Source organism: Sphaerotilus montanus (genome assembly GCF_013410775.1).
GTDB classification, from domain to species: Bacteria; Pseudomonadota; Gammaproteobacteria; order Burkholderiales; family Burkholderiaceae_C; genus Sphaerotilus; species Sphaerotilus montanus.
This window is the reverse complement of the sequence record NZ_JACCFH010000001.1, coordinates 3988401-4008867: the sequence shown is the minus strand read 5'-3', so window position 1 is coordinate 4008867 and position 20467 is coordinate 3988401. Positions and strand designations below refer to the sequence as shown.

The 20467-nt window shown below is 70.7% G+C and carries 15 protein-coding genes and 1 riboswitch; of the genes, 8 read left to right on the top strand and 7 right to left on the bottom strand.

All coding sequences use genetic code 11. The features are described 5' to 3' along the window. Positions 1-5 precede the first annotated feature (5 nt). Positions 6-1130: a BMP family ABC transporter substrate-binding protein gene (locus tag BDD16_RS18215; protein WP_179635245.1), complete on the bottom strand. Its 1125-nt coding sequence runs from the start codon at positions 1128-1130 to the stop codon at positions 6-8. Between the two features lie 261 nt (positions 1131-1391). Further along, a riboswitch (guanidine-I (ykkC/yxkD leader) is annotated at positions 1392-1526 on the top strand. 74 nt (positions 1527-1600) lie between these two features. Between BDD16_RS18215 and BDD16_RS18210 the strand changes: the two genes are divergently transcribed. From BDD16_RS18210 to uca, 6 genes are read left to right on the top strand one after another with little or no spacing between them, the layout of a single operon-like run. Then, positions 1601-2611 carry an ABC transporter substrate-binding protein gene (locus tag BDD16_RS18210; protein ID WP_179635244.1) on the top strand — a complete coding sequence of 337 codons (1011 nt, stop codon included), beginning with the start codon at positions 1601-1603 and terminating at the stop codon, positions 2609-2611. Positions 2612-2619: 8 nt separating this feature from the next. Continuing rightward, the gene (locus BDD16_RS18205; RefSeq protein ID WP_179635243.1) at positions 2620-3450 is read left to right on the top strand and encodes an ABC transporter permease; all 831 of its coding nucleotides are present in this window, start codon (positions 2620-2622) and stop codon (positions 3448-3450) included. A gap of 2 nt (positions 3451-3452) precedes the next feature. Then, on the top strand, positions 3453-4334 hold the full coding sequence (locus BDD16_RS18200; protein ID WP_179635242.1) for an ABC transporter ATP-binding protein: 882 nt from the start codon (positions 3453-3455) through the stop codon (positions 4332-4334). Positions 4335-4371: 37 nt separating this feature from the next. Then, positions 4372-5178, top strand: a complete 807-nt coding sequence (locus BDD16_RS18195; RefSeq protein WP_179635241.1) for an urea amidolyase associated protein UAAP1 — start codon at positions 4372-4374, stop codon at positions 5176-5178. A gap of 16 nt (positions 5179-5194) precedes the next feature. Further along, on the top strand, positions 5195-5857 hold the full coding sequence (locus BDD16_RS18190) for an urea amidolyase associated protein UAAP2 (protein WP_179635240.1): 663 nt from the start codon (positions 5195-5197) through the stop codon (positions 5855-5857). Between the two features lie 4 nt (positions 5858-5861). After that, complete coding sequence (gene uca, locus BDD16_RS18185) at positions 5862-9470, top strand: urea carboxylase (protein WP_179635239.1); 3609 nt, start codon at positions 5862-5864, stop codon at positions 9468-9470. 72 nt (positions 9471-9542) lie between these two features. On the opposite strand, the gene BDD16_RS18180 is transcribed toward uca, so the two are convergent. The 6 genes from BDD16_RS18180 to BDD16_RS18155 all read right to left on the bottom strand — a co-directional run bounded on the left by BDD16_RS18180 (position 9543) and on the right by BDD16_RS18155 (position 17292). Further along, entirely contained in the window at positions 9543-10160 is a 618-nt protein-coding gene (locus BDD16_RS18180; protein WP_179635238.1) for a cold shock and DUF1294 domain-containing protein, read from the bottom strand. A gap of 719 nt (positions 10161-10879) precedes the next feature. Further along, entirely contained in the window at positions 10880-13693 is a 2814-nt protein-coding gene (locus BDD16_RS18175) for an Hsp70 family protein (protein WP_179635237.1), read from the bottom strand. A 10-nt stretch (positions 13694-13703) separates the two neighbouring features. Then, positions 13704-15572: an Hsp70 family protein gene (locus BDD16_RS18170; RefSeq protein WP_310732891.1), complete on the bottom strand. Its 1869-nt coding sequence runs from the start codon at positions 15570-15572 to the stop codon at positions 13704-13706. Continuing rightward, positions 15569-16192: a DUF2760 domain-containing protein gene (locus BDD16_RS18165; RefSeq protein ID WP_179635236.1), complete on the bottom strand. Its 624-nt coding sequence runs from the start codon at positions 16190-16192 to the stop codon at positions 15569-15571. Before BDD16_RS18165 ends, BDD16_RS18170 begins: the two co-directional genes overlap by 4 nt. A 129-nt stretch (positions 16193-16321) precedes the next feature. Next, the gene (locus BDD16_RS22825) at positions 16322-16546 is read right to left on the bottom strand and encodes a hypothetical protein (protein WP_218897865.1); all 225 of its coding nucleotides are present in this window, start codon (positions 16544-16546) and stop codon (positions 16322-16324) included. A gap of 152 nt (positions 16547-16698) precedes the next feature. After that, positions 16699-17292: an IMPACT family protein gene (locus tag BDD16_RS18155; protein WP_179635234.1), complete on the bottom strand. Its 594-nt coding sequence runs from the start codon at positions 17290-17292 to the stop codon at positions 16699-16701. A gap of 172 nt (positions 17293-17464) precedes the next feature. Between BDD16_RS18155 and BDD16_RS18150 the strand changes: the two genes are divergently transcribed. Both BDD16_RS18150 and BDD16_RS18145 read left to right on the top strand, forming a co-directional pair. After that, complete coding sequence (locus BDD16_RS18150; RefSeq protein WP_179635233.1) at positions 17465-18118, top strand: GNAT family N-acetyltransferase; 654 nt, start codon at positions 17465-17467, stop codon at positions 18116-18118. A 93-nt stretch (positions 18119-18211) separates the two neighbouring features. Further along, complete coding sequence (locus tag BDD16_RS18145; RefSeq protein WP_179635232.1) at positions 18212-20452, top strand: hypothetical protein; 2241 nt, start codon at positions 18212-18214, stop codon at positions 20450-20452. Positions 20453-20467: the final 15 nt, after the last annotated feature.

Below are 20467 nucleotides of genomic sequence, written 5' to 3'. Positions count from 1 at the left end.
CCGCCTCAGACCTTGCCGATGACGCCGTCGATCAGGTAGTTCATCGACTCCAGCTCGACATCGGTCTGCTTGTAGACCTTGCCCTTCGGGATGACGACCTTGCCGGTGTTGTCCTTGAGTTCGCCCTTGAAGATGTCGAACTTGCCCGCGACCATCGCCGCCTTGACGCCGTCGGCGGCCTTGCGCGCCCCTTCCGGCACCATCGCGCCGTAGGGCGAGGTCTTGACGAAGCCTTCCTTCAGCCCGCCGCGGACGAAGTTCGGGTGCGGCTTGCCGGCCTTGGCCGCTTCGATGATCTGCGTGTAGGCGGTGACCCAGTTCCACTCGGCGCCGGTCAGGTAGGCGTTCGGGGCGAGCTTGGCCTGGCTGGCGTGGTAGCCGCAGACGAACTTGCCGCGCTTGGCCGCCGTCTCGACGATCACCTTCGGGCCGTCGACGTGCATCGTGAAGACATCGACGCCCTGGTCGGCCAGGCTGTTGGTGGCCTCGGCTTCCTTGACCGGCATCGACCAGTCGCCGGTGAAGATGACCTGCGTGGTGATGGTCGGGTCGACCGAGCGGGCGCCCATCGTGAAGGCGTTGATGTTGCGCAGCACCTGCGGGATCGGCTTGGCCGCGATGAAACCGAGCTTCTTCGACTTCGTCATGTGGCCGGCGACGACGCCGTTGAGGTACTGCGCCTCGTCGATGTAGCCGAAGAAGCTGCCGATGTTCTTCGGGTGCTTGCCTTCGCTCCACAGGCCGCCGCAATGGGCGAAGCGCACGTCGGGGTTCTTGCCAGCCACCGCCAGCATGTGCGGGTCGAAGTAGCCGAACGAGGTCGGGAACAGCAGCGTGGCGCCGTCCTGCGAGATCATGCCCTGCATCGTTTTCTGCACGGCGTTGGTCTCGGGCACGTTCTCTTCCTCGACCACCTTGATGCCGGCCATCTTCTTCACCACGGCCACGGCTTCAGCGTGCGCCTGGTTGTAGCCGAAGTCGTCCTTGGGACCGACGTAGATGAAGCCCAGCGTCATCGGCTTCTGGGCCAGCACCAGACCGGGCAGACCGGCGGTGGCCAGACCGGCGCCGGTGGCACCGACGGTGCGCAGCCAGTCACGGCGGTTCGGATTCGGGGGCAAAGCGCGCATGGGAACACTCCGGCAAAGGGTTGAGAACGGGTTGGGGACCAGTTGAACTTCAGCTGGTATACAAGCAGTTCGCGTGCCACGCCCCGGTCCGCAGGAGGCTCGGTACCCGCGCAGTCCGGGGGCACCGAAACAGGCGCGCCGATGCACCGGGCTGGCGCTGGTGCTGTGCAAAAGCGGTGCGATGTCACGGTCCGAGCCGGTGCGGAGACCGGGCACAGCGCTTGCATACGCTTTCCACCAGGAAGCGATTTCGTATCGCCACTGCAAGGCCGCTAGGGTTCCGGCGCTGCACCACGCGGCGCGACTGGTCCGAGAGCGACCGGCCTCAAGCACCCGGTGCCCGACCACGGCGCCGACGGTGCTCAGGCTCCACGGCGGGACAAAAGCCCGGGAGGTTCACTTCGGTGCGAGGTGGCTTCCTGTGTCTGTCCAGATCTGTCCAGATCCCGTCCATCCAGGAGCCTGTTGCCATGCGTCTCTTCCGCTCACGCCGTTCCCCCTCCTCCTCCTCGAACCGTGTCCGCGCCACGCTGGGCGTTGTGGCCCTGGCGTTCGGGCTCGGACACGCGCTGCCAGCCGCCGCCGAAGTGAAGGTCGGCGTGTCCGACTGGCCGGGCTGGGTGGCGTGGTACGTCGCCGAGCAGAAAGGCTTCTTCAAGAAACACGGCGCCGACGTCAAGCTGGTCTGGTTCGCCAACTACACCGACTCGATCTCCGCCCTCTCCGCCGGCCAGCTTGACGCCAACTCCCAGACCTGGTCCGACACCCTCGGCCCGCTCGCCAAGGGCCTGCCGCTCAAGGCCATCCTGGTCAACGACAACTCGGCCGGCAACGACGCGCTGCTGGTCAGCCCCAAGATCAAGTCCTTCGCCGACCTGAAGGGCAAGTCGGTCGCGCTGGAGCAGTACAGCGTCTCGCACTTCGTGCTGGCCACCGCGCTGGCCAAGAACGGCCTGAAGCCTGCCGACGTGAAGATCACCAACCTCGCCGCCGGGGACGCCGCCGCCGCCTTCATCGCCGGGCGGGTCGACGCCGCGGTGGTCTGGAACCCGTGGATCGACCAGATCACCAAGAGTGGCAAGGGCCGCACGCTGTTCACCTCCAAGGACATGCCCGGCCTGATCCCTGACCTGCTGGTCGCGCAGGACAAGGCCATCGCCACCAAGCGCAAGGACCTGGTCGGGATGATCAAGGCCTGGTTCGACACCGAGAAGTTCATCCGCGAGCAGCCAGCCGAGGCGGCGAAGATCATGAGCAAGGTGGTCAGCCTGAAGCCGGAGGAATACACCGTCTTCCTGCCCGGCACGAAGTTCTTCGACGCCGCGGCCAACAAGACCGCCCTGGACGCCAAGGCCCCCGGCTCGCTGGTGGGCGTGGCCCCGACCATCGCCAGCTTCCTGCTGACCCACAAGCTGATCGAGGGCAAGCCGGACCCGCTGAAGGGCGTGGACGCGAGCCTGCTGGCCGACGCGCTGAAGTAAGCCGCGCCATGTCCACCTCCTCCGTGCAGACCCCCGAGTTCCTGCCCGAGCCGCAGCCGTGGTGGGCGGTGCGCGGCACGATTCCGCCACGGCGGGCGCTGGTGCTGACGGCGCTGGGCCTGCTGCTGCCGCTGCTGGGGTGGATGGCGCTGGCCGGCAGTGGCTGGGTCGATCCGGTGTTCCTGCCCGGTCCGGGGGCGGTGCTGGCGCGGCTGGCCACCTGGTGGGCCGACGGGCTGTTGGAGGACATCGGCATCAGCACGCTGCGGGTGCTCGGCGGCTGGGCGCTGTCGGCGCTGGTGGCGCTGCCGCTGGGGCTGCTGATCGGCAGTTTCCGCACGCTGCAGGCGCTGCTGGAGCCGCTGACCGACTTCATCCGCTACATGCCGGCGGTGGCCTTCGTGCCGCTGGTGATGGTCTGGATCGGCATCGACGAGGGCGCCAAGGTCGCGGTCATCTTCATCGGCACCTTCTTCCAGATGGTGCTGATGGTGGCCGAGGACATCCGCCGCGTGCCACAGGCCCAGATCGAGGCCGCGCAGACGATGGGCGCGTCCCGGCGCGAGGTCGTGGAGCGGGTGCTGGTGCCCTCGGCCAAGCCGGCGCTGCTGGACACGCTGCGGGTGACGATGGGCTGGGCCTGGACCTACCTGGTGGTGGCCGAGCTGGTGGCGGCGAGTTCGGGGCTGGGCTTCGCGATCCTGAAGGCGCAGCGCTTCCTGCAGACCGACAAGATCTTCGCCGGCATCGTGCTGATCGGCCTGATCGGGCTGGTGATCGACCAGGGCCTGCGCTGGGCCCACCGGCGCGCGTTTCCCTACCTGCACGCGAGGCACTGAGCATGGCGCCCGACCTGTCCCCACGGCCTGACGCCGACCGCCCCAAGCTGCAGGCCCGCGGCGTCTGGAAGACCTTCGGCCACGGCGCGGCGCGCACGGTGGCGCTGCAGGCCGTCGACCTCGACATCGCCGACAACGCCTTCGTCACGCTGGTGGGCGCCTCGGGCTGCGGCAAGTCGACGCTGCTGCGCACGCTGGCCGGGCTGGAGCACCGCAGCGCGGGCGATCTGCGCTGCGACGGCCAGCCGATCGACGGCCCCGGGCGCGAGCGCGCGATGGTGTTCCAGCACTACAGCCTCTACCCCTGGCTGAACGTGCTCGACAACATACGCTTCAGCCGCCAGCTCGCCACCCACACCCGCGACCGCACAGACGCCGACGTCGAGGCCGCCTCCGGCCGCGCCGACGCGCTGCTGCGGCTGATGGGCCTGGCGCATGTCGCGCGTGCCTACCCGAGCCAGCTCTCCGGCGGCATGCAGCAGCGCGTGGCAATCGCCCGCGCGCTGATGAGCCGGCCGCAGGTGCTGCTGATGGACGAACCCTTCGGCGCGCTCGACGCGCAGACCCGCGAGGTGATGCACGACCTGATCCTGCACGTCCACCGCCTGGAGCGCACCACCATCGTCTTCGTCACCCACGACGTGGAGGAAGCCCTCTACCTCGGCCACCAGGTCGTGCTGATGGCGCCGCGCCCGGGGCGGATCGACTCGATCCACCCGGTGCCGCTGCCCGCGCTGCGCACGCAGGACATGAAGCTCGCCCCCGAATTCACCGCACTGAAACGCACGCTGCTGGAACGCATCCGTGCGACCTCGGGCATGCAGACCGACACCGAGCTGCTGGCGCGCCTGTCGCGGGCCGGCTCGATCGACCTGGCCCGCTGACACGGAACCGCCCCCGAACTCCGACCCCTTCGCCGCCATGGAACACCCCACCCACACCCTCGACAACCCGCCCGCCGACCAGCCAGTCGACGCGCCCGCGCTGTGGCGCCGCTTCGCCCCCGACCTGCCCGCCGAGCGGGTGGTCTGGAGCGAGATCGTGCCCGGCGGTGGCCACTGGAGCTGGCGGCTGTCGCGCGGCACGGCGCTGCGCTTCGCCGCGCTGGACGCCCGCGCCAACGTCTCGCTCGTGCTCTACGCCGCCCACAACCCGCTGGAGCGCTACAACATGCCCGACAGCCTCAAGGCCCAGCACACCGCGCACTACCGCGCCGGCCACGTGCTGATGAGCGACATGGGCCGCGCGCTGGCCTCGTTCACGCTCGACACGCTGGGCTGGCACGACCCGCTCGGCGCGCTGCTCGACACGCCGACGATGGAGGCGAAGTACGGCGTCCACCGCTACCAGGAACACCGCAACGGCATGTACCGCAGCGGCCGGGACGGCCTGCTGATCGAGACGGGCAAACACGGCCTGACCGTGCGCGACCAGATCGCGCCGGTCAACCTCTTCAGCCGCGTCGTGGTCGACGGCGAGGGCCGCTTCGTCTTCGACGCCGAGCGACCGGTGCAGGGAGCGCAGGTCGAGCTGCGCATGGACCTGGACGTGGTCGTGGCGATCTCGACTGCGCCGCACCCGCTCGATCCGCGCCCTGGCTACGCGCCCGGCAAGGTCGGCGTGGCCGCGTGGACATGTGGTCCGGCGCCGGCCGACGACCCCTGCCGCCGCTTCCGCCCGGAAACCGCCCGGGCGCTGCACAACAGCGATGTCTTCGCCCTGAGCTGACCCCGGAGCCGACGCCATGACCACAGCGACCACCGCCGCCGCCATCCGCCTGCAAGAGAGCCCGCTCTCCCCCGACACCGCCACCCGCCGCCACCGCCAGCCCGCGGGCGAGCCCTGGTTCACCACGCTGCGCGCCGGCCAGACCGTGCGCATCGTCGACCTGGAGGGCAACCAGGCCGTCGACGTGATCTTCTACGCCGCCGGCGACAACACCGAGCACTACAGCGCCACCGACACCCTGCTGCGCCAGGGCGGGATCTACCTCACCACCGGCTCGGTGCTGGTGAGCAACCTCGGGCGCGCGATGCTGACCCTCGTCGCCGACACCTGCGGGCGGCACGACACGCTGGGCGGCGCCTGTGCAGCGGAGAGCAACACGGTGCGCTACGCCCTGCAGAAGAAGTTCATGCACAACTGCCGCGACAACTACCTGCTCGCGCTGCAGAACGCCGACGTCGGCTTGGGCAAGCGCGACCTGGTGCCCAACATCAACTTCTTCATGAACGTGCCGGTCACCGCCGACGGCCAGCTCACCTTCGCCGACGGCATCTCCGCGCCGGGCAAGTACGTCGAGCTGCGCGCCGAGATCGACGTCCACATGCTGGTGTCGAACTGCCCGCAGCTCAACAACCCCTGCAACGCCTACCACCCGACGCCCGTCGAGTTCGTGATCTGGTGACCCGATGTTCGACACCGTCCTGATCGCCAACCGCGGCGCCATCGCCTGCCGCATCCTGCGCACGCTGCGCCAGCTCGGCCTGCGCAACGTCGCGGTCTACTCCGAAGCCGACGCCGACGCGGCCCATGTCCGCCAGGCCGACCAGGCGGTGTGCATCGGCCCCGCCCCGGCCGCGCAGAGCTACCTCGACGCCGACGCGATCCTCGCCGCCGCGCGGGCCACCGGCGCGGGCGCCATCCACCCTGGCTACGGCTTCCTCTCGGAAAACCCCGCCTTCGCCGACGCCTGCGAGGCCGCCGGCATCGCCTTCATCGGCCCGGACGCGGCGCAGATGCGCGCCTTCGGCCTCAAGCACACCGCCCGCGCGCTGGCCGCCGCCCACGGCGTGCCGCTGCTGCCCGGCACCGACCTGCTGCCCGACCTCGCCAGCGCGCAGGCCGCGGCCGCGCGCATCGGCTACCCCGTGATGCTCAAGAGCACCGCGGGCGGCGGCGGCATCGGGATGCGGCTGGTGCGCGACGCCGACGCGCTGGCCTCCGCCTGGGACGGCGTGCAGCGGCTGGCGCAGGCCAATTTCAAGGACGCCGGCCTCTACCTGGAAAAGTTCGTCGAACGCGCCCGCCACATCGAGGTGCAGGTCTTCGGCGATGGCCGCGGGCAGGTGGTGGCCCTGGGCGAGCGCGACTGCTCGGCACAGCGGCGCCACCAGAAAGTGGTCGAGGAAACCCCCGCCCCCGGGCTGGACACTGCCACCCGCGCCGCGCTCTGCGACGCGGCGGTGCGGCTGGCGCGGGCGGTGCGCTACCGCTCGGCGGGCACGGTGGAGTTCGTGCTGGACGCCGACACGGGGGCGTTCTACTTCCTGGAGGTCAACACGCGGCTGCAGGTGGAACACGGCGTCACCGAGCAGGTCACCGGCGTCGACCTCGTGGCGTGGATGGTGCGGCTGGCGCGGGGCGAGGCCTTCGAGCTGGCCGCGCCCGAGCCTCGGGGGGCCGCCATCCAGGTGCGCCTCTACGCCGAAGACCCGGCGCGCCAGTTCCAGCCGTCGGCGGGCCTGCTGACCGAGGTGGTCTGGCCGGAGGGCGTGCGGGTGGACGGCTGGGTGGCGCGCGGCACCGACGTGCCCCCGCACTACGACCCGATGCTCGCCAAGCTGATCGCCACCGGCACCGACCGCGCCGACGCCGTGGCGCGGCTGCAGCGGGCGCTGGCCGACACGCGCCTGGGCGGGATCGCCACCAACCTCGACTACCTGCGCGCCCTCAGCCACGCGCCGGTGTTCACCGAAGGCCGCGTGGTCACGGCGACGCTGGCGGATTTCCGGCCGGCGCCGCGGGCGGTCGAGGTGCTGGAGCCGGGCGTGCAGACCAGCGTGCAGGACTGGCCGGGGCGGCTCGGCCACTGGGACGTGGGCGTGCCGCCGTCCGGGCCGATGGACGACCTGGGCCACCGGCTGGCGAACCGGCTGGTGGGCAACCCGGCGGAGGCGGCCACGCTCGAATGCACGCTGTCCGGGCCGACGCTGCGCTTTCACCGGGCGGCCGTGGTCGCGCTGGCCGGTGCGCCGATGCCGGCGACGCTGGAGGCGCCCGACGGCACACGCCAGCCGCTCACCCACGCCGCGGCGCACGCCGTGCCGGCGGGGTCGGTGCTGCGGCTGGGGGCGCTGGCGACGGGGGTGCGCAGCTACCTGGCGGTGCGCGGCGGGCTGGACGTGCCGCATTACCTGGGCAGCCGCGCCACCTTCACGCTCGGCCAGTTCGGCGGTCATGGCGGGCGCACGCTGCTGGCGGGGGACCTGCTGCCGCTGGGGGACGAGGCCGGCTGTGGCGCGCCGACCTTCACGCCGCTGCCGGACACGGTGCAGCCGGTGCCGACCCGCGCCTGGCGCATCGGCGTGCTGCACGGCCCGCACGCCGCGCCCGACTTCTTCACCGCCGACGACATCGCCACCTTCTACGCCACCGACTGGCAGGTCCACCACCACGCCAGCCGCACCGGCGTGCGCCTCATCGGCCCGAAGCCGACCTGGGCGCGCCCGGACGGCGGCGAGGCGGGGCTGCACCCGTCGAACCTGCACGACAACGCCTACGCCATCGGCGCGGTCGACTTCACCGGCGACATGCCCGTCATCCTCGGCCCGGACGGCCCGAGCCTGGGCGGCTTCGTGTGCCCGGCGGTGGTGGTGGCGGGCGAGCGCTGGAAGCTCGGCCAGCTCCGCCCCGGCGACACGCTGCGCTTCGTCCCGATCGCGCACGCCGACGCGCTGCGGCGCACCGAGGCGCTGGACGCGGCCGTCGCGACGCTGGACACGCCCGCCAGCGCGGCGCTGCCCGAGGAATGCGCGGTGCCGGACAGCCCCATGCTGGTGCAGCGCGGCGACCTCGTGATCCGGCAGGCGGGCGACCGCTACGTGCTGCTCGAAGTCGGGCCGCTGGTGCTGGACATCGCGCTACGGCTGCGGGTGCATGTGCTGATGCAGGCCTTGCAGGCACGCGCCCTGCCCGGCGTGGTCGACCTGACACCGGGCATCCGCTCGCTGCAGGTGCATTTCGAGCCGCGCCAGCTCGACCGCGCGGTGCTGGTCGACACGCTGCTCGACCTGGCCGCCACGCTGCCCGACGACGCCGAGCTGGTGGTGGCCTCGCGCACGGTCTGGCTGCCGCTGTCGTGGGACGACCCGAGCACGCGGCTGGCGATCGAGAAGTACCAGCAGTCGGTGCGGCCGGATGCGCCTTGGTGCCCGAGCAACATCGAGTTCATCCGGCGCATCAACGGGCTGGGGTCGGTCGACGACGTGTTCCGCACGGTGTTCGAGGCGCGTTACCTGGTGCTGGGGCTGGGCGATGTCTACCTCGGCGCGCCGGTGGCCACGCCGCTGGACCCGCGCCACCGGCTGGTGACCACCAAGTACAACCCGGCGCGCACCTGGACGCCGGAGAACGCGGTCGGCATCGGCGGCGCGTACCTGTGTGTCTACGGGATGGAAGGTCCGGGCGGTTACCAGTTCGTCGGCCGCACGCTGCAGATGTGGAACCGCTGGCACGACGCCCGCGATGGCGCGACCGATTTCGAGGTGGGCAAGCCTTGGCTGCTGCGCTTCTTCGACCAGATCCGCTTCTACCCGGTGAGCGAGGCCGAGCTGGCGCAGATCCGCCGCGACTTCCCCGTCGGCCGCCACCGGCTGCGCACCGAGGCGGGCACGTTCTCGCTGCGCGACCACGAGGCGTTCCTGGCCCGCGAGGCCGCGTCGATCGAGGCGTTCCGCACCACGCAGCGCCAGGCCTTCGCCGAGGAGCGCACCCGCTGGCAGGTGGCGGGCCAGGCCGATTACGTCGCCGAGCCGGACGGCGCGCCGGCGCAAGGGGCGGACGACGCGTGGCCGGACGCGGCGGTGCGGGTGGCGACGCAGGTGCCCGGGAGCGTCTGGAAGGTGCTCGTCACGCCCGGCGCAGTGGTGCGGGCCGGCGACACGCTGGTCGTGATCGAGAGCATGAAGATGGAGTTTGCGGTCGTGGCGCCGGTGGGCGGCGTGGTGCTGGCCGTCAATTGCGGGGAAGGGAGTTCGGTGCGGGCGGGGCAGTCAGTGGTGGTGCTGATCTCTGAGTGACACCGGAGCGTGGCCACCTGCAGCACACACCGCGCCCGCCTGGCCGCTCAGTTGGACGACGACCCCATTCGCTCAAACTCTGCTGAGTTGCTGCGCATAGGGGCTGGCCAGATACACGAACCCCAGCACGTTCAGCACCACTGTGGTCCAAAAAACCGAGCGAAATTCTTGCTTTGCAGACTTGTGCCTGAGAAATTGCTGGGCGAGCAGCGCACCAGGCCAGCCGCAGAAGAGTGCCAGCATATGAAGCGTTTGCTCGGGGGTTCGCCAAGCACCATTTTTGGCGGCTGATTTGTCCGAGGCGTAGGCAAGAAACGTGATGGCACTGACGCCCAGATAGGCCCACAGCAGCCAGCGCGGCGGGTGCCCCAGGACATAGCCGAGCAGCAAAACGAGGCCGAAGACAGGGATGACAAACAGGGTGGCTTTGCCCCGTTGCGCAACGCTGTTCTGACGGGCTGGTGGCGGGGGCGTTCGCTTGCTGCCGACCAAACCGGCGTTGATCGCTCGCGGCTTGCCTTGCTGACCCTGTTCGACTTCAAAGCTGACCCGTTGACCGGGTTGGGGTCGCTCGCGCAGTCCGCTGAACGCCTTGATGTGCACGAAGATTTCCTGCCCGCCTTGGGTGGGCTCGATGAAGCCGAATCCGCGTTCATCGTTCCAGGATTTTATTGTTCCGTCCAAACGCATAGCTATGAGTTGTCTAACGTTTTAAATCACCAGAATGCGCGGTTTTTTTGCGCAGGTCCGGTGGATGGATTGATTAGCGGCACTTATTTCTGCGCGAGCAAGTGCAGGCGTTTGGTAGTGAAGACACATACTACCCCGCCGTTCGTGTGAATGACCTGGTGAGTGAAGTCGCAGTATGCCGCAGCGGCCATGAGTGGCAATTGTTCATTGCCGAACGTCGCAGGGCGAAAGAATGAAAGTTGGCCAGACTTGCACTGCTTTGCTTGCTCGTCCGTTGAATAGGTGCACAAATTTTCTTGATCAATAGAAGCTGTGTTGGAGCCCCCGCATCCAGAAATAAGAAGTGCGATCAGGAGCAGGTACTTAGAGTTCACGTTGGTCTTCCTTGTGTAACGATTATGGTTGGCATACTGCGTCGCCCAGAAGGGATTTTGCAGTGGCAGTTGACATTTAGTTCAATCTACAAGATTACCTCAATCACTTGTCGCCATTGAATTTTTTGCTCTGCTTGCCGCATTACTTTCCCCTAAAAATAACTCAAAAATCTGCAACAACTCAGTCTAGACGCCACACTGCCTCAACTGCCCACTACGTCACACAATTCACCAGAAATGAAAAAGCGGCGTGAATTTCTCCACGCCGCCAAGGCAAATATTCACCAAGTACCAGTAATTACCGCGAGCCCCGCCTATCCGCAAGCCCGGAAAGTGTCCGGCGCCTTATTCGACCAGCACCAGCCCCACCGGCAGCGACTCCCCGAACAGCGCCTGCTCGTCCGCCGCGTCGAGCTGCACCACCTCGCGCACCATCGCCGACCAGCTCGGCGCCGCGCCGCAGGCGGCCAGCCGTGCCAGCACCTGGGTGCGGCGGTCGGGATCGAGGTCGCGCACGCGGTCGCCGGTCATGCGGGCCAGTTGCGCCGCGGCGAAGGCGGCCATGCGGCGGCGTTTCCAGTCGAGCGCGAGCAGCGTGTCGATCCAGCGCGCCGCGACCTCCGCCGACACCACGCCGTGCGCGCTGCCGTGGAAGGGCTGGCGCGCCCCAAGCCGGCCGACCGCCCACAGGCGCAGCTCGTCGCGCTCGGGCGTGGCGTTCGCGATGACCGCGCCATCCGTGGTGAAAGGTTGCAGCAGCCAGTCGCCGACCTCGGCCTTGTGCTCGGGCGGGATGCGCTCCAGCGCGGCGCCCAGGCGGACCATGTCGTCGTGGCCGCCCTTGACGAGGCCCGGCGGCTTCGGGGGCAGCGGCGCGCCGGGGTGTTCCGCAGCCTGCAGGTTGTAGCCGAAGTCGTCGAGCAGCCGCAGCTGCGCCGCCTCGGGCAGGCCACCCGCCACGCGCCGCCACAGCGTCCACCATTGCGCGGCGACCTGCGGATCGGCGCGGTGTTCTGCGCCGGCGTCGAAGATCGTCCAGACCTGCTCCACCCGCCAAGCATCCAGCGGATCGCCGAAACCGGGCCGCAGGCACCAGCCCGCCAGGTTCAACCACAACCGCTCGTGGTCGGCGGAGCGTCGGCGACCGCGGGCGCGCTGCCACAGCACGTCGAACAGCCGGCGCGCCAGCGGGCGGGACCAGCGGTCGCGGTGGCCGAGCAGGTGTTCGAGCTGCACGCGCAAGCCCTTGATGTCCTTGGACGCGAGCTTCTGCGTCTTGGCACCGAAGACGCGGTCGAGCAGCGCGATCGCCTCGGGCAGGCGCGGGGCGATCTGCGCGTCCGTCTGCACCGAGGCGAGCACCGGCGCATCGCCGGCCGCACCGGCGGCGGGACGGAGCTGGAATTCGAGCTGCCAGTGCTGCGCCGGGTCATCGACGCTGACGCAGCGCACGTCGAGCGTGCCGACCTCGGCGAGCGTGGCTTCCAGCCGGACGGGCAGGTCGCGGCGGCCCGCGGTGGCGGCGGTCGGGGGGATGACGGTGGCGATGGGCGGCAGGGTGTGCAGCGTGTCGGCGTCGAGCGTGCAGACCTCGCCGGCGGCGGGGGGCGCGCCGATGTCGGTGGTCGAGGTCGCGAGGTGGAAGCGCACAGGCTGGCCCAGGCGCAGCGCAAAGGTGCGCTCGGCCAGCGCCAGCGTGCGGCCCGGCTCGCTGCCGCGGGGCAGCAGGCAGACGGCGCGGATGGGGCCGGCCTCGTCGGGCATGGCCTCGTCGAGCAGCAGGAACACGCTGCGCGCCGCCCCACCGCCGATGCGCGGCGCCCTGCCCTGCCGCGCCAGCGCGTGCGCCACCGCGCCGCGGGCGACTGCCACGTCCGGGTTGTCGTTGTGCAGCAGCCGTGGCGCCACGCCGCCGCGCCAGTCGGCCAGCGTCTGCAGCAGCCGCTCGGCCAGTGCGTCGGCGCGGAAGACGCCGCCGTTGAGCAGTACGGTGTCCGGCAGCGCAGTGTCCGGGCGTTCGGCGTCCGGCGCCAGGTGCTGCTGCAGGAAGCTGGCGAGCTGGCGCGTGATGGCCGCGTCGCTCGCGTAGGGCAGGCCGAACTCGACCAAGCCGCCACGCGCCCGCCGCGCCGTCTCGTGCAGCCCGACCCGCGGAAAGAAGCCATCGACCAGAAGTGCCCGCACCTCATCGCGCGACAGGTCGACCGATTGCGCCTTGCCGATCAGCCGCGAGCCGCCGCCGAGCAGCGTCACCGTCACGCGCTCCGGCGCGTCCGCGGCGAGCAACTGCTCCTTGGCGACGCGGCACCGGGCGATGAGCTGCGACAGCCGCGCGCTCGACAGCGGTGTCGCCTTGCCACCCGACGTTGCCCCGCCCGCCGCCTCGGCCAGCCGCCGCTCGACAAGGTGCGCCAGCGCCAGGTCCATGTTGTCGCCGCCGAGCATCAGGTGCTGGCCGACGGCGCTGCGGCGCAACGTCGGCAGGCCGCCGGGCTGGTCCGGCGCGCCGACGTCGATCAGCGAGAAGTCGGTCGTCCCGCCACCCACATCGCACACCAGCACGCGCCGAACGCCGTCCAGCGCCGTGGCCAGCGTCTCGCGGTGGCGGAACAGCCAGTCCTGGAAGGCGGCCTGCGGCTCCTCCACCAGCGTCAGCGTCGGCAAGCCCGCCAGCCGCGCGGCCTGCAGCGTCAGCGCCCGCGCCGCCTCGTCGAAGGACGCAGGCACGGTGAGCACGACGGTCTGCGCGTCGAGCGGGGCGTCGGGATGGGCGTGGTCCCAGGCCGTGCGGACGTGGGCGAGGTAGGACGCGCTGGCCTCGACCGGCGAGACCTTGGCGACGCTGTCGTCTGCGCCCCAGGGGAGGATGGGCGCGAGGCGGTCGGCGCTGGGGTGCGAGAGCCAGCTCTTGGCGCTGCTGACGAGGCGGCCGGGCACCTGCGCCCCCATCTGGCGGGCGTGGTGGCCGACGAAGGGCGCCTCGTCGAGCGGGTGGAAGCGGACCGAGGGCAGCAGCGGGCGGGCGAACCACTCGCCGGGGCCCGTCCACTGGGGGATCTCGAACAGCGTGATCTCGGCGCCACCCGCGCGGGCGCTGGCGACCACGGTGTGCGTGGTGCCCAGGTCGATGCCGACGAGGAACGGCCCGGAAACTGCCATCACCTCGACATCAAGCCGCCGAGGACTGGCCGCGCATGTCGAACTCGACCTTCCAGCGCTCGGTGCCGCCCACCGGCACGGCGGCGAGTTCGAGCGTGCCGGCCTCGGTGACGCCCGCGTGCAGGGTCACGGCGACAACCTCGCCCGGCGTGCGGCCCTGGGCGGGCAGCGTGGCCTGGATGTCGCCGACGTCGTGCAGCTCGTCCGGCGACCAGAAGTCGAGCAGCGTGCCGGCCACGTCCTGCCGGCGCACCGACGAGCCGAGGAAGCGGAACTGCACCGGCGCCCCCACGACCAGCCCGAACGGCTGCGCGTCGATCGCGACATCGCTGCCCTCCTCCATGCCGAAGGGCGCGACGCAGAGCGCCTGCATCGGTGCCTCGAAGCCGGGCACCGCCGGCATCGACGACTCGACCGCGACGTAATACGCCTGCGCCGTACCGCCCCGGATGCGCACGCCGCGGCCACTGCGGACGTGGCCGTAATACGCCGCACCCCGCGCCACCGCCAGATCGAGATCGGCGCCGTCGAGCTGCCGCGCCGCCGGGGCGCCGTCCTCGGCGAGCCAGGCGTTGAGCGTGTCCAGCGTGCGCTGCGCGAGCGGGCCGGCGCGGAAGACGCCGCCGTTGAACAGCACCGCGGTCGGGTGCAGGAAGCTGGCGTCCTCGGGCTGACGGACGGCGAGGCCTTCCAGCTCGGCCAGCGCGCCGACCTGCCGGGCGAGGAAGGCGGCGAGGTGGCGGCTGATCGCGGCGTCCTGCGCATACGGCAGACCGAGCTGCGTCAGGCCGATGCGCGGCTTCTGCACCGGGCGGGCCGAGGCGGGCACCTGCGGGAAGAAGCCTTCCAGGATGATGGCGCTGACCTCGGCGCGGGTCAGCTCGGTACGGATCGTGCCGCCGATCAGCTTCGAGCCGCGGCTGGGCACGACCAGCGGCTGCGCGGGCGCGTCCGGGTCCGACAGCAGCACTTCCTTGGCGGCGCGGCAGGCCAGCGTCAGGGCGCGCATCTGCCAGGCGTCGAGCGACTTGCCCTCCGCGGCGAGCTTGCGCGCGACGGTGTGCGCCAGCGCCAGGTCCATGTTGTCGCCGCCGAGCAGGATGTGGTCGCCGACCGCCACGCGGGTGAGTTCGAGGTTGCCCTCGCGCTCCAGCACCGCCATCAGCGAGAAGTCGCTCGTGCCGCCGCCGACGTCCACCACCAGGATCACGTCGCCCGGTTTCACCGCCTTGCGCCACGCGCCCTGGCTGGTCTGGATCCAGCTGTAGAGCGCCGATTGCGGCTCCTCCAGCAGCGTCACCGCGCCGTAGCCGGCCTCGCGGGCGGCCTCGGCGGTCAGCTCGCGGGCGGCGGGGTCGAACGACGCGGGGATCGTCACGGTGACGGTCTGTTCGTGGAACGGCGCCTCGGGATGGGCGTGGTTCCAGGCTTCGCGCAGGTGCGCCAGATAGCGCCGCGACGCCTCCAGCGGCGAGACACGGGCGATCTCGGCCGGCGCATCGGCGGGCAGGATCGGGCCGCGGCGGTCCACGCCGGGGTGGCAGAGCCAGCTCTTGGCGCTGGAGACGAGGCGGATCGGCGTCGTCGCGCCGCGCTGGCGGGCCATGGTGCCGACCGAGCCGCCCTGCTCCTGGCCCCACGGCAGGCTGAGGTCGCCCGCGGCGAGTTCGTCGGCATGCGGCAGGTAGAGGAAGGACGGCAGCAGGTCGCGCGACTCGACCGTGCCGGGCGCGGTCACCTGCGGCACCGAGAGGATGCCGTGGACGGTCTGGTCACCATCGCAGGCGGCCAAATCGACCCAGGCCAGCGCGCAGTGGGTGGTGCCCAGGTCGATGCCCAGGCTGTAGCGGGGGGCGTTGTTCGACAGATCGGCGCTCACAGCTCCACCTCCGCCTGCGCGACGATGGCTGCGTCGTGGTGTTCGGCGCGCTGCGGCAGCCGCACCTCGGTGACACGCCAGCCGCGGTGGCTGAGCGTGCCGGTGAAGGGGGCCTGGCCGACGACGTTGCCGGTCAGGCGCACGGCGCTGGCGTCGAAGCCGGCAGGCAGCGTGATGCGGCGGCCTTCTTCCTCGGTGCGCACGGGGGCAAGCGTGAAGTGCGCGGCCAGCACCTTGCGGCAACCTTCATGGACGAGGCGGGCGGCGGCGCCGACATCGGCGTCGGCGTGGCCGGTCAGGTCTTCCTGTACGAAGTCGATCAGGCGGGCCTCGCGCTGGAGCAGGCCGAGCAGCTGCAGCGCGGCGTCGGGCGTGGCTTCTTTCAGCGTGATGATCTGCGGTGGTGGCGGTGGTGGCGGTGGTGGCGGCGGAGCAATGGGGGCCGGCGCGGGCACCGGGGCCGGTGCAGGTGGCGTGACCGGCTCGGGTGCAGCCGCCACGGGCGCGTCGGCCGCGAGGTAGCGCTGCGCCAGCTCGCCGCTGAACAGCACGCTGAACGCCATCGACAGGCGGCGCAGGAAGGACGGCGGCGGGCTGGAAGAACGGTGGGGACTCGGCATCGGGGCACTCGTCAAAGGACAACCGGCGGATTCTATCGATCCGGGAAAGACGGACCGCGGGTTTCTCCGAGGATCGAACGCCCACCGCGCCGCGCCGCCCTGATCCGGCCCCTCTGCTTCAGCAGGCGCTCAACGGGCGTTGGCGCGCCGTTCCGCACCGAGGCAGGACGGCGCGCAGACGAGTTGCTGGCGGCCCATGATCGCCTTGCTGTGCAGCAACTCGCGCAACCGCACCTTGCCGCAGACCGAACAGGTCCAGACATTCGGGTTGAAGCTGTCCTCCAGCCTCAGGACAGACTCGGGGCGCTGCGGATCGTGTCCCGGCCCCTCGGCGCGGCCTGACAACGGGTTCATGACCGAACCCTCCCGATGCCATTGACCAGCGACACCCACCAGACCAGACTTTTCATGCATGGCATCCTCCGTTGGAATTTGGAAATTGTTCTGTTTGTTGTACTGACATGGAAACGGTCCGTCATTGAGCAGGCTCACCGGACCCGCACCCGTCAGGCATTCCCCGGCAACCAGCCGACCCGTCCTTGCCCCGTGTCAGAGAGCCTGGCGACGAACGCCGCCGCCGACGGCTCGGCCAGACTGAAATCGAACTCCACCTGCGCGCCGTGGCGCACCTCGCCCAGCGCAGCGCCAGCGGCCGACAGTTCACGCCGGACCAGTCCTTCCAGCGCATACGGCACCGTGCAGCGCAGCGGACGCATCCGCTGCAGCGGCACCTTGGTCGCCCCGAGCAGCGCCTGCGCCACGGCATCCGTGTAGGCCCGCACCAGCCCGCCAGCCCCCAGCTTCACCCCCCCGAAATAGCGGACAACCGTCGCCAGAACGCCTTCGAGATCCTGGTGGCGCAGGACCTCCAGCATCGGGCGACCGGCCGTTCCACCGGGCTCGCCATCATCGACCGCCGCCGACTGCCCGCCGGCCATCAGCGCCCAGCAGACATGGCGCGCGCCAGGATGTGCCTGCCAGAGTGCATCGACCACGGCCTGCGCGCTGGCACGGTCCGGAACGGGCTGGACACAGCCGATGAATCGGCTCTTCTTGATGACGAGTTCGCTGTGAACCGGAGTGGCGAGGGTGCTGGGCATGGCACCGACATGGTAGCCCCCGCCGCCAGCAAGCGGTAGTTCCGCACAGGAACGGAGCACCCTTGGCCCTCGGCTGGACAACCCCCCTCACCTGAAGGTGAACTTGAGGGTACCGCGGTGGCTAGGATGGCATCCGATCGATTTCAGTAGTGCCACAAATTTCAAAACCATCATGTTGCTGACCGATGTGACGCGCCCGCTGCCCTTGTCCGACCACCCGGCGCCGGTGCCCCCCCTCGCACGACCGGTCGCCCCCTCGCTGGAAAGACAGGTCGTGATCGAGCCCGCCAGCGTGCGCGACTGGACCCGCATCTGCCAGCTCGTGGCGCACAACTTCCCGCTGCAGACCGAGCAAGACATGGGCTACTGGCTGTGCCACCAGTTGCCGTATTTCCAGGTCGCACGTCTGGACGGTGAGGTGATCGGATTCATGCACGCCCAGCCGCGGCCGGACACCGGCACGCTGTGGGTCAACCTGGTGGCCGTGGATGAACGGTACCGCCACCGCGGTGTGGGGCACCGGCTGGTGACGCATTTCGAGTCGGTCTGCCGGGACTGGCGCTGCGCGCGCATCGAACTGCAGTGCCTGAGCACCAATGCCGCGGGGCTCATGCTGTACAGGCGCCAAGGCTACGCGCGCCTGGTCGAGTCGATCACGCAGCAGCATGGCCTGCAGGTGATCGTCCACCGCAAGTCCCTGCCGGTGACCGATGCGCCAGCGAGCTGCCCGCGTCCGCCGGTGCAGCTGGACGGACGCCTGCAGCGCATCGCTTACCGGCTGTTCTATCTCGCCTGGTTCCGCCGCCACTCGCCAGTGCGCGGCTGAAACGCCGGTTTCGCCACCCTGTGGCGGGTCGCTGGTCCGGCCGTTGTTGTGTAATCTTTCCTTTTCCGGTCAGATTGCGAACAGAGGTCAGGGATGTCGAGTGTGCGGGGACAGGACGCGGGACGAAAAAAGCGCATCGCCGAGGTGGTCGGAGCGCAGATCGAGCCGATCACGCGCTTCAGGACATCCGATCTGAAAGAGCTGTCGTCCGACCTCGAATCGGGCGCAGAGCTGGTCGTCACCACCCGGCAACGTGTCGATCTGGACATCGAGACCGCGGTCTGCACGGGTCGCCTGCCGCACGGCATCTCCGCACGCCCGGACGTCGCCACGATCGAGGCCGAACTGCAACAGCGGCTGGCCACCGCCGAGTCGGCCGCCACGGCCCGCATCCAGCAGTGGGCGACAGAAGAGCCGGGGCGCTACCGGCGCCTGCTGCCCACCGGCACCTTCTTCAGCGACCTGCCGAACGAGACCATCGGCACGGAGTGGGCCTGCGCCACCTGCAGCCAGCGCGGGCGGCTGGCCTGTGCAGGTTGCGCAGGCAGCGGCGCACAGACCTGCCCCGACTGCCAGGGCCGCCGACACGGCGCCTGTCGCCAGTGCCGAGGGCTCGGGCGCCTGGCCTGCGGGGTCTGCGAAGGCCGCGGGCAGGTCCAGGCGACAGCCGGTGCGCCCGGTGCGCCCGAGGCGCTCGTGCCCTGCACCGCCTGCCGCCAGGGCTGGCTGGACTGCGCGGCCTGCGAGGGCCGGGGCGAGCAGGATTGCCCCCGCTGCACCGCGTCCGGCCGGATCGTCTGCCCCGACTGCCAGGGCCAGCAGGAACTGGACTGCCCGGACTGCGCCGCGTCCGGCTGGCACCACCAGTGGGGCCGGCTGCGCGAGCGGCTGGAGGTGGAGGATCTGCTGGAAGTCCATCACCCGGATCCGGCCGTCGCCGCGGCCATCACCGCCCGCCATGCCGACGTCACCACGCTCGACGAGGTCTGCACGCTGGAGCAGGTGCGCTACACCACCGCACCACTGGCCGTCCAGGCGGTGCAGCGCCTGCGGCTGCCCGTGCGGCAGGTGCGGCTGCAGGTCGCAGGGCAGCCGATGCAGTTCACCGCGCTGGGCCCGTCGCTGGAGATCATCGACTACCAGCAGGTGGCCGCGGTGCTGCTGGGACATGACCTGGACACGCTGGAGAAGAACGTGGACGGCAGCGGTCGCCATCTCGGCGAAGCGCTGCAGCGCTTCCTGCAGTCGCCACTGAACCTGGACATCGCCGCACGCAAGCCGCTGGCGGACATCGACCGCCAGTACCCGGGCATGGTCGACGAGGCCTACCGGACGCGCGCGCTGCAATCGGCGCAGCGCGCGGTCGAGCGGCTGTGGCTGCAGCGGGTCCGGCGACCACGGCTGTACGGTCTGGCGGGCATCGGTGCGGTGTCGGCACTGCTGGTGGCGTTCGGCAGCCCGCACTTCGGCGTGGCGAGCGCCTCGGTGCTGGCCACCGGGCTGGGCATCGCGGCCTGGGTGGGCGCGGACTGGCAGGCACGCCGGGCCCTGGCCCTGTCGCTGCAGAGGCCCGGGAGCGACCGGCTGCTGCGGCCCCTGCGCCAGTCGGCTGTCGTGCGGCGCTGGCAGCTCGTCTCGCTGGCTGCTGCCGTGGTCGTGGCGCTGGCAGGGGCGGCGGCCATGACGCGGTTGCCGCATGTCCGGCAACAGGTCGAACAGCGCCAGGCTGACACGGCATTGCAGCAGCAGCTCGCCGTCTGGCTGGGCAGCGACGACAAGGACCACCGGCTGCGGCACTACCCGACCGCGGAGGTGCTGGTGCAGGCGCTGGCACGGCCGCCCGTCGATCCGCGCATCCGGCTGGTGCGCGCGTGGCAGCTGCTGCTGGGTCCGGACGGCGTGACACCCGATCCCCGCGGCGCGGAGCGGCTGCTGGACGGACTGGAGCAGGATCCCGCACTCGCCCATGCGGTCGTGCTGGCGCGGGCCCGGGCCACGCTGTGGCTGCGCAGCCGCTCGGTCAGCGCGCTGCAGGCCACCGCGACAGCGCTGGAGGAACTGCCGCAGCCGCCCTCGCCCGAGGCGCTCTACACGCTGGCCCTGGTGCAGCTGACGCCGGCCCTGGCCGCACGCACCGGCGGCCTGTCCGCTGGCATCGCCACGCTGCAGCAGGCCGCTGACACAGGCCACGCCAGCGCGTGTTTCGAGCTGGGCCGCCGGCTCGGGGCCGGGGCCGGCCTGCGCCGCGATCTCGCCGCGGCCCGCCGCTATCTGGGCTACGCCGAGTCGAAAGGCGTCCCCGGTGCCGCGAAGGAGCTGGCCGCGCTGCGCTGAACAGCCCGGTGCACC

Bases quoted from the DNA above. Each gene is read 5' to 3' on its own strand.
- BDD16_RS18195 (WP_179635241.1), top strand. From the start codon at position 4,372: ATGGAACACCCCACCCACACCCTCGACAACCCGCCCGCCGACCAGCCA.
- BDD16_RS18205 (WP_179635243.1), top strand. From the start codon at position 2,620: ATGTCCACCTCCTCCGTGCAGACCCCCGAGTTCCTGCCCGAGCCGCAG.
- BDD16_RS18165 (WP_179635236.1), bottom strand. From the start codon at position 16,192: ATGCCGAGTCCCCACCGTTCTTCCAGCCCGCCGCCGTCCTTCCTGCGC.
- BDD16_RS18150 (WP_179635233.1), top strand. From the start codon at position 17,465: ATGTTGCTGACCGATGTGACGCGCCCGCTGCCCTTGTCCGACCACCCG.
- BDD16_RS18175 (WP_179635237.1), bottom strand. From the start codon at position 13,693: ATGGCAGTTTCCGGGCCGTTCCTCGTCGGCATCGACCTGGGCACCACG.
- BDD16_RS18215 (WP_179635245.1), bottom strand. From the start codon at position 1,130: ATGCGCGCTTTGCCCCCGAATCCGAACCGCCGTGACTGGCTGCGCACC.
- BDD16_RS18145 (WP_179635232.1), top strand. From the start codon at position 18,212: ATGTCGAGTGTGCGGGGACAGGACGCGGGACGAAAAAAGCGCATCGCC.
- BDD16_RS18155 (WP_179635234.1), bottom strand. From the start codon at position 17,292: ATGCCCAGCACCCTCGCCACTCCGGTTCACAGCGAACTCGTCATCAAG.
- BDD16_RS18180 (WP_179635238.1), bottom strand. From the start codon at position 10,160: ATGCGTTTGGACGGAACAATAAAATCCTGGAACGATGAACGCGGATTC.
- BDD16_RS18190 (WP_179635240.1), top strand. From the start codon at position 5,195: ATGACCACAGCGACCACCGCCGCCGCCATCCGCCTGCAAGAGAGCCCG.
- BDD16_RS18210 (WP_179635244.1), top strand. From the start codon at position 1,601: ATGCGTCTCTTCCGCTCACGCCGTTCCCCCTCCTCCTCCTCGAACCGT.
- uca (WP_179635239.1), top strand. From the start codon at position 5,862: ATGTTCGACACCGTCCTGATCGCCAACCGCGGCGCCATCGCCTGCCGC.
- BDD16_RS18200 (WP_179635242.1), top strand. From the start codon at position 3,453: ATGGCGCCCGACCTGTCCCCACGGCCTGACGCCGACCGCCCCAAGCTG.
- BDD16_RS22825 (WP_218897865.1), bottom strand. From the start codon at position 16,546: ATGAACCCGTTGTCAGGCCGCGCCGAGGGGCCGGGACACGATCCGCAG.